15 protein-coding genes are annotated in these 14,473 nt (G+C 59.3%); 9 read left to right on the forward strand and 6 right to left on the reverse strand.

The genetic code is table 11. The features are described from left to right. The 5 genes from NKH95_RS29885 to NKH95_RS29905 form a co-directional block, all read right to left on the reverse strand. Positions 1 to 775: ABC transporter ATP-binding protein (locus NKH95_RS29885; RefSeq protein ID WP_352799851.1), on the reverse strand; the 775-nt coding region annotated here is incomplete at its 3' end. Next, on the reverse strand, positions 768 to 1,676 hold the full coding sequence (locus NKH95_RS29890; protein ID WP_031212634.1) for an ABC transporter permease subunit: 909 nt from the start codon (positions 1,674 to 1,676) through the stop codon (positions 768 to 770). The genes NKH95_RS29890 and NKH95_RS29885, both read right to left, overlap by 8 nt. Next, positions 1,667 to 2,602: an ABC transporter permease gene (locus NKH95_RS29895; RefSeq protein ID WP_023809586.1), complete on the reverse strand. Its 936-nt coding sequence runs from the start codon at positions 2,600 to 2,602 to the stop codon at positions 1,667 to 1,669. The genes NKH95_RS29890 and NKH95_RS29895 overlap by 10 nt, the downstream gene beginning before the upstream one ends. 12 nt (positions 2,603 to 2,614) lie before the next feature. Next, positions 2,615 to 4,192, reverse strand: a complete 1,578-nt coding sequence (locus tag NKH95_RS29900; protein ID WP_127291988.1) for a nickel ABC transporter substrate-binding protein — start codon at positions 4,190 to 4,192, stop codon at positions 2,615 to 2,617. A 122-nt stretch (positions 4,193 to 4,314) separates the two neighbouring features. After that, positions 4,315 to 5,535 carry an amidohydrolase family protein gene (locus tag NKH95_RS29905; RefSeq protein WP_352442496.1) on the reverse strand — a complete coding sequence of 407 codons (1,221 nt, stop codon included), beginning with the start codon at positions 5,533 to 5,535 and terminating at the stop codon, positions 4,315 to 4,317. 169 nt (positions 5,536 to 5,704) lie between these two features. Here NKH95_RS29905 and NKH95_RS29910 point away from each other — a divergent pair, with 169 nt between their 5' ends. Both NKH95_RS29910 and NKH95_RS29915 read left to right on the forward strand, forming a co-directional pair. Then, positions 5,705 to 6,385 carry a GntR family transcriptional regulator gene (locus tag NKH95_RS29910; protein ID WP_352442495.1) on the forward strand — a complete coding sequence of 227 codons (681 nt, stop codon included), beginning with the start codon at positions 5,705 to 5,707 and terminating at the stop codon, positions 6,383 to 6,385. Between the two features lie 39 nt (positions 6,386 to 6,424). Beyond that, entirely contained in the window at positions 6,425 to 7,117 is a 693-nt protein-coding gene (locus NKH95_RS29915; RefSeq protein WP_127291983.1) for a flavin reductase family protein, read from the forward strand. A 138-nt stretch (positions 7,118 to 7,255) separates the two neighbouring features. Here NKH95_RS29915 and NKH95_RS29920 read toward each other — a convergent pair whose 3' ends face one another. After that, positions 7,256 to 8,326 (reverse strand): NAD/NADP octopine/nopaline dehydrogenase family protein, encoded by a 1,071-nt coding sequence (locus tag NKH95_RS29920; protein ID WP_127291980.1) that lies wholly within the window; start codon positions 8,324 to 8,326, stop codon positions 7,256 to 7,258. Between the two features lie 232 nt (positions 8,327 to 8,558). On the opposite strand from NKH95_RS29920, the gene NKH95_RS29925 reads away from it, so the two are divergent. The 7 genes from NKH95_RS29925 to NKH95_RS29955 all read left to right on the forward strand — a co-directional run bounded on the left by NKH95_RS29925 (position 8,559) and on the right by NKH95_RS29955 (position 14,467). Beyond that, a complete protein-coding gene (locus NKH95_RS29925) occupies positions 8,559 to 9,530 on the forward strand; it encodes a LysR family transcriptional regulator (RefSeq protein ID WP_127291977.1) in 972 nt (323 codons plus the stop codon). Further along, positions 9,527 to 10,996, forward strand: a complete 1,470-nt coding sequence (locus tag NKH95_RS29930) for an NAD(P)-binding domain-containing protein (protein ID WP_352442494.1) — start codon at positions 9,527 to 9,529, stop codon at positions 10,994 to 10,996. Before NKH95_RS29925 ends, NKH95_RS29930 begins: the two co-directional genes overlap by 4 nt. 8 nt (positions 10,997 to 11,004) lie before the next feature. After that, positions 11,005 to 11,475, forward strand: a complete 471-nt coding sequence (locus NKH95_RS29935; RefSeq protein ID WP_206535270.1) for a CMD domain-containing protein — start codon at positions 11,005 to 11,007, stop codon at positions 11,473 to 11,475. Continuing rightward, entirely contained in the window at positions 11,472 to 12,035 is a 564-nt protein-coding gene (locus NKH95_RS29940; protein WP_023809595.1) for a peroxidase-related enzyme, read from the forward strand. The genes NKH95_RS29935 and NKH95_RS29940 overlap by 4 nt, the downstream gene beginning before the upstream one ends. 56 nt (positions 12,036 to 12,091) lie before the next feature. Beyond that, entirely contained in the window at positions 12,092 to 12,832 is a 741-nt protein-coding gene (locus NKH95_RS29945; RefSeq protein WP_023809596.1) for an amino acid ABC transporter ATP-binding protein, read from the forward strand. A gap of 24 nt (positions 12,833 to 12,856) precedes the next feature. Further along, positions 12,857 to 13,684: a transporter substrate-binding domain-containing protein gene (locus tag NKH95_RS29950; protein WP_023809597.1), complete on the forward strand. Its 828-nt coding sequence runs from the start codon at positions 12,857 to 12,859 to the stop codon at positions 13,682 to 13,684. 66 nt (positions 13,685 to 13,750) lie between these two features. Next, entirely contained in the window at positions 13,751 to 14,467 is a 717-nt protein-coding gene (locus NKH95_RS29955; protein ID WP_352442493.1) for an amino acid ABC transporter permease, read from the forward strand. The last annotated feature ends 6 nt before the right edge of the window (positions 14,468 to 14,473 follow it).

Consider the following 14,473-nt stretch of genomic DNA (forward strand, 5'->3'; position numbering starts at 1 on the left):
TGATCAGCCCTCTCGTGTACGGATGGCGTGGGGTAACGAGGACCTTGTCCACGGGACCTCGTTCGGCGGCCCGAGCCGCATACATGACAACGATGTTGTCGGCCGCTCCGGCGACTACCCCCATATCGTGGGTAATCAGCACCATGGCCATGTTGAGCCGCCGCTGCAGGTCCTTGAGCAGGCGCAGGATTTGAGCCTGGACCGTCACATCGAGAGCGGTCGTAGGCTCGTCCGCGATCAGAAGTTTTGGCTCGCCGGCCAGCGCAATGGCAATTACGATGCGTTGCCTGAGACCACCCGACAGTTCGTGGGGGAATTGACGAAGTCGCGCTGCTGGATCCGAGATGCCGACCAGCTTGATGAGTTCCAACGCCCGCTCCTCCGCAGCGCGTGGGGTCATCTTGAGATGGAGCTCCGCCATCTCGGCGATCTGCCTTCCAACACGGCGGACGGGGTTCAGCGCGCTCATCGGATCCTGGAAAATGAATCCGATCGACTTGCCTCGTACCTTACGGATCTCGGATTCCGGCAGGCCGATCAATTCACGCCCATCGAAGCGCACCGATCCCGACAAGTTCGTCGTCACGCCGGTCGGCATCAGACCGAGCGGCGCGAAGTTCATTACAGTCTTGCCGCTGCCGCTTTCCCCGACGATGGCAAGGCATTCTCCTTGCCGGACGGTGTAGCTGACGCCATCGACGGGGCGTACCGCGGCCTTCGCGGTCAGGAGATCGACCGTCAGATTGCTGACGTTCAAAAGGGGTTCGTCATGCATCCGAATTCTCCTTGGCCCAGCCGGCGACCTCAATTCTGCGCAAGGCAAGCGTCCGCCTCGAAAGCGGCTTGGGAATGCGATTAAGTGCTATGGATTCGCCGAGGATGTTGAAGCCGATCACCGCAGCGGTCAGGGCCAGGCCGGGCAGGATAACCTGTCGCGGATCCGACTCGAGATACGGCAAAGCATCAACAAGCATCTGTCCCCATTCCGGCGTGGGCGGCTGAATGCCCAGACCAAGGAAGCTGAGTGTTGCGACAGCCAAAGCGGCTGTCCCGGCATCCGCCGTCGCATAGACCATGACCGCGCCGATGGTGCCGGGGAGCAAATGGCCGAAGTAAATGCGCCATGGGCTGGCGCCCAGCACACGCAGGGCTTCGATATGCGGCTTGCTCATGATGCTGACCGCCACGGCCCGGCTGATACGACCGCTCATCGGCCACCATGCCAATGACAGAGCCAGTACCATGGTCCAGTAGCCCGGCCCGACGATCCCGATCACGGCAAGGGCAGTGATCAGGCTTGGGATGGACAGTCCGACGTCGACGATGCGCATCAGCAGGTCGTCTACCCAACCGCGGTGGTAGCCAGCGATGGTCCCCATGGCGACACCGACCGTCATTGCAATGATGAGGACCGAGCCAACGCTGACCAACGACGTATTCGCCGCAATGATCAGGCGGCTGAGCGTATCGCGCCCGAGATGGTCGGTGCCGAGCCAATGTGCGGCAGTTGGTCCCAGGCCGGTCTCCAGTAAGTTCTGTGCGCTGGGATCTTGTGGAGCGAGCCATGGCGCGAAGCTGCCCAGGGCGAGGAAGAGGCCGATCACGATCAAGGCCACGCGGGGCAACTTGTTCAACCGGGCGAATGCAGGCTTTAATCTATTCATGGTCAGCTCCATTGGCGCCGGACACGTGGATCGGTCATCAGAACTGCGAGATCGACGATCAGATTCACCACGATGAAGAAGGCGAGGAAGATCAACAGGCAGGCCTGCACGACCATGAAGTCCCGGAACTTCACGCCTTGGAGAAAGTAGTCGCCCACGCCCTGCCAGGCGAACAGCGGTTCAACGATGATAGCAGTTGCGGTCATCAGGCCGACCTGGGTTCCCAGTGCGTTGATGAACACAGGTATGATGTTTGGCAGCGCGTCCCGGAACAGGATGGCGGTCCGTCCCAGACCTTTGCTTTTGGCCGTCAACACGAAGGGGCTGGCCATGGCCTCTTCCAGTCCCACACGAACGACACGGCTGAGCACGGCGGCGGGCAGCACCGCGACAGTGACCCATGGCAGCACCCAACTTTCCGGACCGCCGAAGCCGAAGGATGGAAAGAGCTGAAAGGTGACAGAGAAACCATAGATCATCAGCGCCCCGACGAAGAATGTCGGTGTCGATGCGCCGAGAAGAGCCAAACCGCGCGAAACGCGGTCCGGCAGTCTGTAGGGCCAGAAGGCACCCAGGAATCCGAGAGCCAGGCCGAGCAGGGTCGCAACCACGGCGCTGCCAACGATCAGGGTACCGGTGACCAACATGCGCTTTGGCAAGTCCGCACTGACTTCCTGGCCCGTTCTGTAGGAGATGCCAAAATCTCCTCGGACTGCATCGCCGAGCCAACCCGCGTAGCGCATCAGCAGGGGCTTATGCAGTCCGATCTCTTCGGCAACCTTTTCGACGTAACCCGGGGTTGCAACTGCTCCTCTGAGTTCAGCGATGAGAACAGCGACATTTCCCGGAGCCGAAACAACCAGGGTAAAGCAAACCAGAGACGCCATGAACAGCAGTACGAGGGAGTGCCTCAGCCTCTTGCTGATGAAGTGGATCAACGCGCCCTCCCTCTACTCGGCCAGCACGATATTTTCGTATGGCATATCGTATTCGGTGACCGGGCTGGTGAAGCCCTGGACCCGCTTGGAGTGCGCCCAGATGCTGGGAACGTAAACCAACGGCGCTATCGCGTCGTTGTCACGCAGCCAGTCGTAAACCTTTTGGATCGATGGCGCGATCTGATCCCCGGTTGCCGCTGTCGCAGCGTTGATCAGCGGGTCCAGGTTGGCCGGATCGGTGAACAGCTTGCCCTCGACATCGTTTTTGAAGGTCGAGAGGCACAAGGCCACCACCGTGCCGAACGGATCGTAAGGAGCCCCGTAGGTCAGGAAGAAGCCGAGATCGTATTTCCGTTCGAGCATGTCGGTGTGCTTAGAAGCGTGGTCGACAGAGCGGACGATCAAATTGATGCCGATTTCCTTCATCTCGGATTGTATGACTTCGGCCACGACGCGAGAGCCGGGAACGGCGTCGGGACTGACGACAATCTCAAGCGTCAGTGGCGTGCCGTCCTTGGAACGCACGGGACCACCCGTCCAACCCGCCTTCTCCAGGAGCGCTGATGCGGCCGCAACGTCGCGAACTGGGGCATCATGCTGGGTGCCAGCAAATGGCAATGCATCGGAGAACAGGTTGCCCGCCGGTCGGGCAAAGCCTTGGTAGAGCGCCTGGGAAATCGCCGCGCGATCGATCCCTATGCTGACGGCCTTGCGCACTTGCGGATCCTTGAGCGCTTCGGTGCGATCGGGATTGAAAGCCATCACCAGTGTGACGTTGCCGGGATCGATGACCACGTTGAGCCCTGCGGCCTCGAGCTGCTTTGCCTCAACGGGGGTAAGCGGCGCGATCCAAAACCCGCCGACGAGATCGATCTCGCCAGCGCGCAGGGCGGCAACCCGCGCGCGCGGATCAGGGATGACCTTGGCTTCGAGACGCTGATAAGTCGGCTTGTCGCCCCAGTAGCCGTCGTAGCGCTCGAAAACACTTTGTGTATCGTCAGCGCTAAGTTGACGCCAAGGACCGGTGCCGACGGGTTCGACAAATTTGCCATTCGCATCGACCGATTTGGGGCTAAGGAACCTCGGCGGCCGTGTGTAGGAAAGCTCCTGCATGAGCGCCAGCGGCGGTTCTTTGAAATGAACGGCTATCTGGTGCTCATCGATCACTTCCAACGATTGAAAATACTTGGAGCAGTTCATCCAGCTGAACTGATCGAGTCCTAGCCAACGCTCCAGATTCCACTTGCAGCTAGCTGCATCGAACACTGCGCCGTCCTGGAACGTTACCCCCTGGCGCAACGTAAGATGCAACGTCTTGCCCCCCTCTTCGATCTTCCAGTCGGTCGCAAGGCAAGGCTCGATCTGGCCGCCCTTGCCGTACCGCACCAGCGGCTCGAACATCAGGTCCTGAATGGCCCAGATCGCGTAGTGGCTCTGCGGATCAAGATTGCCCGCGGGTTTGGCGATCGCCACTCGCAATGTGCCCGCCGCCCCCTCGGCAAAGGCAAATTTGGTGAAGGTAGCATCGGTTATTGCGAGTCCTAACGCCCCTGATCCGATCTGCAGAAATGTACGCCTGTTGAATGACATGATTGCTCCTCTCGTTGCTTATTGTTCCCTGGGGCCTAGGTTGCCTCGAAAGGCACTGGGGCCTTTTTTGTATAGACATATCACATTATTGTATACAATTTAATTTAGACATCGTATCCCTTCTAATAAGTTTTTGTGCTCATTTGCGCAGGTGAGGTCTGCACCGCAACCCCGCCTCGCGCGACGACCTTGCCGCGCTTGACGACCAACGCGCGCGGCCGGTGGGACACGACGGCATCGGCGAGTGTCTCGCCTTCCACCAAAACCATGTCCCCCCAGCAGCCGGGCATCAGGCCGTACCTTTCCAGCGCAAGAACTCCGGCACCGCCGCGCGTGCAGACGTCGAGGGCCCATTCGAGTTCATCGTCGCGGCGAAAATTGTTGCGCAAGCCGACAAACATCGCGCGTTCCAGCATGTCACCACTGCCGTAAGGTCCCCAGATGTCACGGATGCCGTCATTTCCGGCGCCGACGACCACTCCAGCAGATCGCAATTTGGCGACCGGAGGCGACGGCTGCGATGCCGGCCCGGTGGTAAGAATATGGATCGAAAGCTCCGCCAACTCGTCGATTAGTCGGCCGACATAATCGGCATCGTGCATGCCGAGACAGAAGGCATGGCTGACTGCCACCCTTCCCTGCATGCCGAGTGCACGGGTGCGTTCGATGATGAGTTCGAGCGAAAAGGCGCCAAGCTCTCCCGCTTCGTGCAAATGTATATCTATGGGCCGGCCAAAGCGTTGAGCGAGGTCGAAAATTGCATCGAGGTGCCCTTTGGGATCGCGATCAACCCCAGCAGGGTCCAGCCCGCCGACCACCTCGGCGCCCATTTCCAACGCCCGTCGCATAAGTTCGACAGTGCCAGGCCGGATCATCATACCGCCTTGAGGAAAGGCGACGATCTCAATATCGACGAGGTCTCGTAGCTCGTCACGAGTGCGCATGACGCCCTCTACACCGGCAAGGCCGTGCACGGTGTCGATATCGACGTGGCTACGGATATGGGTGGTGCCTTGCGCCACTGAGGCAAGCGCCTGTCGACGCGACTGGCGGACCGGATCGATACCCAAGCGGATCTTGGCTTCACGCTCGGTCTCGATCTTGTCTATCAAGCGAGGGCCGACTTCATTGCGATACCACGCCATTCCGATCATCGATTTGTCGAGGTGGGTGTGCGCTTCGACCAAGCCCGGAACGACGATGCGACCTCCGCCGTCCTCCACCAGCCCGCCCAAAGGTGAAAGCTCCGGCTCGACGCGGGTAATGCGGCCATTCTCAATAAGAATATCCACATTGGAGCCAGCCATCGGGCGCACATTTCTAATCAACAAATTGGTTGTCATGCGGTGCGCTCCTCCCAGAGGCAGCCTATCGTCTGCGGCACGGCGACGGCCGCCTGCAGGTCGTGTACGTAACTACCGCATAATTGTATACCTATTTCAAGATAAATCGTATCCCATATTGACAAAAATATATCTTGATCGATAAGTTGCGGGAGCTTAGGGGGATGCGATGACCAAATCGAGTCGAGCCGAAAACGTCTACTTGTCGCTGCGTCGCGCCATCATTGAGCAGGCGCTTCGCCCCGGTATGAAATTGCCCGAAGACGCCATCGGCGAGCAGTTCGGCGTTAGCCGGACCAGCGTACGAAACGCGCTTGTCCGACTGAGTGCCGAAGGCCTGGTGGAGGTGAGGAATAATCGCGGAGCCTGCGTCGCCGAACCGACGCTCGAGGAAGCGTTAGATATATTTTCCCTACGACGCTGCCTGGAGCGCGAGGTAGTGGACCGGCTTTCGCGAAAGATCACACCCGCTCAATTTGCGGCACTTGAGGGCCACGTCAAACTTGAAAGGGACGCAGTAAACACGAGCGGACCATTATCGATACGGCTGGCGGGCGAATTCCACATTCTGCTGGCCGAACTCACGGGATCGAAGCCGCTGACCCGTTATGTCAGCGAGATTGTATCGCGCTGTTCGCTGATCCTAGCCTTGTACAGCCGTCCGCACTCCGATCAGTGCGGCGTCGACGAACACGTCGAAATCATTCAGGCGCTGCGCCAACACAATCCCGAGCGCGCCATGCATGCGATGGAACACCATCTCGAGGCACTCGAGGCTCGGGCGCAAATCAGCGATCAAACTGAGCCCGACGTTCGCTCCATCCTGAGTACATACGCTCAGGCAGGGTGACCAACTCTCAAGCAGCTTGGCAAAATTCAGGAGGATATAATGCTCAACCCCCAGCCCGAGCCGGTGGGGCAGCGGAGCCGCGTGAGCATCGACTTCGCCCGCATCTCGGCACGCGAACGCTACAAGCTGCTGATCGGGGCAGTGGTGCCTCGGCCAATCGCTCTGGTGACCACACGACACCCCGACGGGACTGTCAATGCTGCGCCCTACAGCTTCTTCAATTGCCTCTCGGCCGATCCTCCAATCCTAGCCCTGGGTGTGGAGAACCATAATGACATGTCCTTCAAAGATACGACGCTCAACATCCGACTGACTGAGGAATTCACAGTCAACATCGTGGACCATGCGCTGGTTGACGCCATGAACGTCTGTGCCGTCCCATTTCCTTCCCACATTGACGAACTGGCCGAGGCCGGACTGACGCCTGTGCCCGGTGAGACGGTCCAATGCCCCTACATTTTCGAAGCGCCTATAGCCTTCGAATGCCGCCGACATTTGACGCTTGGCCTGGGTAAGTCGCGCGAGATTGTCCTTGGTCAAGTTATGCGGATGCACATTCGTGAGGATCTTGTTGACCAGGAGCGTTTCTATATCGATCAACTCGCGCTAGACGCCGTCGGCAGAATGGGTGGACACGGTTATTCGACCACCCGCCACCAGTTTGACCTGCCAACGATGTCGCATGAGCAATGGTTGGCAATGAGGCCTATGCCACCCAACACCGATGGATAGCGCCCTGATCGCGCAACGCGCTCGTCGCTTCAATCATCCTTCCTGATCGTGCAGAGACGCTGCCTGCGGCCAAGGACCCTGCCGATGCCGGGCTGGGAGAATATTCACTGCAGCTGGGCTACAGCGCACTGGAAGCTGTTATAACCCTTTGCGGCAAAGGGTTTCAAGATCCGCCTTTGTCATTTCCTCGATGCCGAGCGCAGGAAGAATATCATTATCTCCCTTGAGATCCCGGCCATAAGCCGCCGACAAGATGGAAATTCCGGATTCATGGAGTGTCGCCGGATTTCCGCTGATCTTCCCCAGAACGGCAGTCGGTAGCAGGCCGAACGGAACATCCTCGAGAATATAGCGGCTCTGGATGGTTGTCGGGCCAAACCCGCCGCGGCCTAGACGATCCATCTCCTGGTTCATGTCCGAAACAGTGCTCATGGGCACATGAAACGACAATGAAAAATGTTCCTGGACCGTACGAACCGCGATACCGAAATGGGCAGCGATGGCCAACCGTTCGGCATCCAGAGCCTCGATCAAGCGACCAACGGCAGGAGTGACATTTCCCCCTTGGCTCCACTGCTCGGCCTTTTCCATGCGTGTGAGATTGAGAAGGGCAATTCCCAGATGGTTCTGCGGATTGAGGTTGCTGAGCGCAATCGCCAGCAGACCATCCCGCTTGACGAAACGATTGCCGAACAAGGCCGTGCAAAGCTCGTACCCTTGGTCGAGCGCATCGAAAGGCAGCGTCGCAACATCAAGCTTCTGGCGAATGGAAGTGACATTGACTTCGGTTGATCCGAGCTGGCGGCCAGTCAGTAGCGTTGTGCCCCAAACGACGATCGGCAACCTGACCTTGCGCTCGGCCAACCGCTTCCAGAGATACAGAGCCCCGAACGAACTATGCGAACTGATGATGACCGGAATTCCATCTGCCAGATGAGGGACGGCGGCGTCCATCACCATCTTGTGGCCGTAAGCCGGAAGCGCGATCACCACCACGTCCGCGTGCTCGATAGCATCTCTGCAATCCTTGGCAATGCGCACCGGCACCGTCGCCTCGATATCCCCCGTCGCCTTCAACAATTCGCCAGTAGCCAACGTTCTGGTGCGGTGTCCCGACGGTGACCAAAGTGTTGGCGAGTGTCCCGATTGTGCCAAATAGGCCGCAAGGCCATAGGCAATTGCTCCGGCGCCCAGAATACTCACGCGCATAACATTCCTCCTGTTGCAGGCTTTATGGTTCGAGAATCCTTGTAGTCCCGGCCTACAAGTTTTTTCATCACGAGGTTTCGAATTGGAGTCACCTCGGTTGCCCCCAGCCGTTTCGATCAAGGGCTCCGGCTCTGAGCCGGCAAGCGCCGCTGAGAACATTAGTTTCCGCTTGACATATATCAAAAATGAATGAGACGATGTCAATCATACGTATTTCACATGTAGGGAGAATATGGAAACTCGGGACCTTCAGACCTTCCTTGCGGTGGCTGCCAGCGGCAGCATTACCAAGGCGGCTGACATGCTCGGGCGTTCCCAACCTGCGGTGACACGCACCATTCAGGATCTTGAGGGCGAACTTGGCTTCGAATTGCTGCACCGGGTCGGTCGACGGGTGCAGCTATCTGAAGAGGGTGTCGCATTTGAAGAAGAAGCGCGGCGACTGCTGATGTCCTTCACCGAACTCGCGGCGCGGGCCAAGATGATCGCCGCCGGCCGGGGTCGGATCCTGCAGATTGTCACAACCTCCGCGATCGGCACTGGCCTGATCCCGACGGCCATGGCCGAGCTCAAGGGTATCGAGCTTCCGCACGAGACACATCTCGGACAGTTTCTTCCCTCCATCGTGGCCCAGGAAGTGCGCAGCGGTCGTGCCGAGATCGGCTTTTCAAGCCTGCCGCTCGATACACCCGGCCTGGATGTCCTGCGGCTCTATTCGGCGCCCGATGTTGCTGCTGTGCGGGAGGACGATCCGCTGGCAGAACTCGACGTCATACCGCTTTCGGCCTTTGCCGGCCGTCGCGTCGCTACCTTGCTCAACCCGCTGCGTTTCCAACTGCACGTCTCCAAGGCATTGGCCGCCAGGGGTATCGACACCGGGCCAGTGATCCGGACGAATACTGCCTATGGCGCGTTGCAGCTTGTGCGCCGGACCGGCGTTGCCGCTGTCATTGATCCCCTCACCGCCTATGGCGTGGCCTTGCCAGGGGTCGCCATCCGCCCGATTGACGCGACCGTTCTCTTTTATTGGGGGGTTGTGGCTGCCGAAAAACGTCCCCTTCGTCCAGTCGCACAGGCGTTGATGGAGGCGGTCGAAGCGGTGGCTGAACGATCGATAGTCGGCTTCAAGAAACTCGATCCGGCCTTGGCCGGCCAACTGGTGACCGATCCTGCATCCGCCACAAATCACGGAACGGGGATATGAAGCATTCCCCCACCGCGCCAATTTTGACAAGTCTTGCCGCGCTCGAGGCACAGCTGGCGCAGGATCTCGACTTCCTCGAACTGCCTGCCAGGCCATGGGTCCCGGCACGTTCGCACGATGGTGTCCCTGTCCGTGACGTCGTGGTGATCGGCGCCGGCATGTGTGGACTTGCTGCCACGGCAAAGCTGGTGCTGACGGGGATAACCAATGTCGTCGCCTATGACGCGGCTCCGGCAGGGCTCGAAGGGCCGTGGGTAACGTTTGCCCGCATGCAAACGCTCCGGTCGCCGAAAACCCTGCACGGTCCGTCGCTCGGCCTGCCGCAATTGACGTTCCGCGCCTGGTTCACGGCGCAATGGGGCGTTGAGGCCTGGCGGTCGCTGGACAAAATCCCCAAGGGCCAGTGGATGGATTACCTGGTCTGGTACCGCAAGGTCCTGGCTCTGCCATTGCGCAACAGCGTGCGCATGACCGCCGTCGAACCCGTTGGTGATCTGATTGCGATCGATATCGAAGGCGCGGAATCCGGCCGGGTTCTCACCCGTCGTCTGGTTCTGGCCACCGGTCGCTCCGGTCTGGGCGGTATTGCCGTACCCGATTTCCTCAACGGGATCGATCGCGCCTATTGGGCCCATTCTGCCGACGACATCGATTTCGATGCGCTGAAAGGCAAGCGTGTGGCAGTTATCGGCGCCGGTGCCTCTTCCATGGACAATGCTGCGACCGCACTCGAGGCGGGCGCCGGTTCTGTCGACATGTTGATCCGGCGCAAGGAGATGCCGCGCATCAACAAGCTGACCGGCATCGGCAGCCCGGGTGTCGTACTCGGCATGCATGAATTGCCCGATGCCTGGAAGTGGAAGTTCTTCGACTACACCGCCTCCACCCAGACGCCGCCGCCGCGTTCATCCACGCTTCGCGTGTCTCGCCACGCGAATGCCCGGTTCTTTCTCGACTGCGGCATCGTTGCGGTAAGGGAAGATCCGGAGGGCCTGCTGATCGAAACCACACAAGGGCTGATGCGCTACGACTTCCTGATCGCGGCAACCGGTTTTTCAAATGACTTCAACGGCCGCCCGGAATTCGCGGCGATCGCCCCACATATCCGCACCTGGTCGGATGGCCGATATAGGCCGGATATGGGGCCGGGTCGTGCAGGCATGTCGGACGCGCCGGATCTCGGTCCTGCCTTCGAGTTTCGCGAACGCGTCCCCGGCTCCTGCCCGATGCTTGCACATATCCACTGCTTCAACGACGCCGCCATGCTAACGCACGGCAAGGTCTCCGGCGACATCCCGGCCGTCAGCGCCGGTGCCGACCGTCTTGTGCGCGGCATTGCCGCATCGCTGTTTGCCGAGGATGTCGAAACCCACTTCGCCAATCTGATCGCCTACGACACGCCCGAACTTCTGGGCGACGAGTGGGTCGATTCAACACCCTTGTTGCACAAGGAGGCCGCGCTGTGATTGACGCAATGGACAAGGCAGCGGGTCTTTCACCGGACGATGCCCTTTTCGCTGCACGGCGGTTTCGGCCCGAATTCGTGCGAGGGGCCGAGGAATGTCGCCTCTCGGTGCTGCACCCGGCAAACGATCAGGGGCTGGCGCCGAATTTGCGTGTTGCTCTTGCCCGTCGCATGGCCGCCCTGAATGCCGATCCGGTCCTGGTGGCCGAATATGATGTTCAGCTGGATCAGCTTGATCCTACAGAGCAGCTTCTGGCTGTAGCCCAGGGCGAGACGGCTCTGGAAGAACCATTGGCGACTATCGCCCGGCACGCCGACCTGGTCACGGTGACGCCAAAAAAGGCCGAGGCGAGCGACATCGCCCTGCTCGCCCAGGCCGGATTGAGCAATCCTCAGATCGTCGCGCTCTCCGAACTGATTGCCTTCGTCAACTTCCAGACGCGGGTAGCGACCGGCTTGCGATTGATGAGGTCGGCATGATTTCCTCGGTGCGCCTGAAGCCGCTGAACTGGCAGCCATACATCGCGCCGGTCAAGCTATCCGAAGCCACGCCGGAACAGCTTGAAGCGATGAAGGTTACGCCTTCGGCCAAGAAAGTTTCGGAATATGTGCGCACCCTTGCGCATGACCCAGAGAGCTATCTTGCCCGCACGGTTCTGTTCAACGCAATCATGTATGTCGAAGGCGGGCTCGCCCGTCCCGACCGCGAACTTGGCGCATTGGGGGCCTCGATCGTCAATGGCTGCAAATTCTGTGCCGTTGTCCACGCCCGCCGGCATGCGGAGTTGACCAAGAGCGACCAAGTGGTCACCGCACTTTATCTCGACAAACCTGAAGCGCTCGGCCAACGCGATGCGGCAATCTACAGCTTTGCCCGCCGCCTGTCGGCGGCGCCGTCGGAAGCGACGGCAGACGACATCGCCGCGCTTCGATCAGTTGGCATGGATGACCGCGAGATCATCGATCTGATCCACGCCATATCGATCTTCGGCTGGGCAAACCGGCTGATGCACGTTCTCGGCCATGCGGAGAGCGGGTGATGATGTCGCATGCGGTCAAGGCACTCCGTCCCACACTGTGAAGGGCACCAACCAGAATGCTTGAACTCAAAGATATAAAGCTGTCCTACGGAAGCACGCAGGTTCTGAACGGCGTCAATCTCTCGGTAAAGCGGGGTGACGTGGTGTCGATCATCGGCCCCAGCGGCACCGGCAAGACCACGTTGCTGAAATGCATCAACTACCTTGCCAAGCCGTCCTCAGGAACCATCGCGTTCGATCAGATTCGGATGGATTACCAGCGTGCCGACAAGACCGCTGTCCAGGCGATCCGGTTGCGAACGGCGATGGTCTTTCAGCAATTCAACGTCTTCAAGAACATGACGGTCCTGCAGAACGTGATGGATCCCCTGGTGATCGTGCAGCGCAAGTCCGCAGATGAGGCGCGGGAGATCGCCTTGCGGGAGCTCGAGCGGGTCGGCCTCACCCCGAAGCGAGATAGCTATCCCTCCCAACTGTCGGGCGGCCAGCTCCAGCGCACCGGCATCGCGCGCGCCCTGGCGGTTCGCCCCGACGTGATACTCTTCGATGAGCCTACGTCATCGCTGGATCCCGAGCTCGTCGGTGAAGTTCTAAAGGTGATCAAGGATGTCACCTCGTCAGGGATCACTTCGCTGCTTGTGACCCACGAGATGCAATTCGCAAAGAACATCTCCAACCGGATTGTCTTCATGGATCGTGGCGTGGTTGCCGCCGATGGCAGCCCGGCTGAAATCTTCGATGCACCTTCCAGCCCGCGACTTGCCCAATTCCTGCAGTCGGAACTCGCTTTTCAATAGCTCAACAAGAAGGGAACCTAAGAAATGTCTGCAATCACATCCAGTTTTTCTCGCCGCTATGCCCTGGCCATCGCTGGCGGCATCGCAATTGCCCTTGCAACAGCGGGGATCAGCCATGGCCAGACCGTTCGGACGATCAAGATCGCCACCTCTGCCGAATCCAAGCCGCTGGCATGGGGCGCGATCGGCGTCGAGCCGCAAGGCTATGAGCCCGATCTTCTGAAGGCGATCAACGCAAAGCTGCCGCAGTATAAGTTCGAAATGGAAGGCGTCTCCGACATTGCCCAGGAAACCGGCCTCGCCACGGGCAAGTACGACATCGCGGTCGGTGGCTACTACAAGTCGCCCGAACGCTCCAAGCAGTTCCTCATTCCGGAAAATCCCATGGGCGCCAGCCTGATGAAGATTTACAGCAAGAAAGACAGCGGCATTAAGGAAATGAAAGACCTGGTCGGCAAGAGGATCGTTCCGACCACGGCCGGCGGTGGAACCTACAAGTTCATCATGAATTGGCAGAAAGAAAACCCGGAATACAAGCTCGATGTCACGGCATCGAGTGCCGGTATCCCCTACCCGAACCGGCTGGACGAAGTTCAGAACGGCAAGTTCGACGCTCTCGTCCTGCCGTCGAATCTCGGTGAGCAGACCGTCATCGAGCAAAAGAAACTCGATATCGTGGCGTCCGAGCCAGTGTTCAGCAACAACACCTACATGCTGATCCACCGATCTGACGAGAACAAGGTTCTGGCCGACGATGTGAACAAGGTTCTCAAGGAATTGAAAGACGACGGCACGATCGAAAAGCTCTCGCAGAAGTGGTTCGGCGAGGGCATCGTCCAGTACATGAAATAGCACGGCCGTCGGCGACCATATTCGCTAGTCAGCGGCAAGGCTGAATTGCAAGAAGGAGCGTTCAAAGTGGATGTATCTGCTATGATTCCCGAGTTGCTCTCGGCACTGCCGCTGACGCTCGCCATCACGTTTACAGCCCTCATTTCCGGGTTCTGCCTGGCTCTCATCGCGACAACCCTCCGGGTCCGCAGGGTGCCAGTCATCAGTCACCTGGTGGACCTCTACGTGTCCTATGCCCGGAGCGTTCCTGTCGTACTGCAGTTGTTCGTCGCGTTTTATGGGCTTCCGCTGTTGGTGATCCTGTTCGGCGCCAAAGATTTTATTTCGGCGACGATGGCTGCCATGGTGGGGTTGAGCCTCTACCACGGCGGCTATCTGTCGGAAGTCATGCGGCCTGCATACCTGGCCGTCGATCGCGGCCAGCACGATGCGGCCGACAGCCTTGGATATACGTTCCGACAGAAAATTACTCGCGTCGTCGGCCCGCAAGCGGTGCACTTCGCTTTGCCGGGCTATGGGAACTCCGTCATCTACCTGATCCATAACGTTGCGCTGGTCATGTACATCGGGGCGGCCGACATCATGGCGACTGCGCATCTGATCATGGAGCGAGACTACAACCAATTCCAGTTCGAAACCTATCTCGTCCTGGCGGTCATCTATTCGCTGATGTGCCTGGTCGCATGGCTCATCGTGCGCTTCTTCGAGCTTCGATCACCGATGCAAGCGCCTGAGGCGACGCCAACAACCCCGATCAAGAACCAGCTCCTCGCGAGCGTCTGACGTAAG

The sequence above is a fragment of the Mesorhizobium sp. M0848 genome (genome assembly GCF_040319805.1).
Lineage (GTDB): Bacteria > Pseudomonadota > Alphaproteobacteria > Rhizobiales > Rhizobiaceae > Mesorhizobium.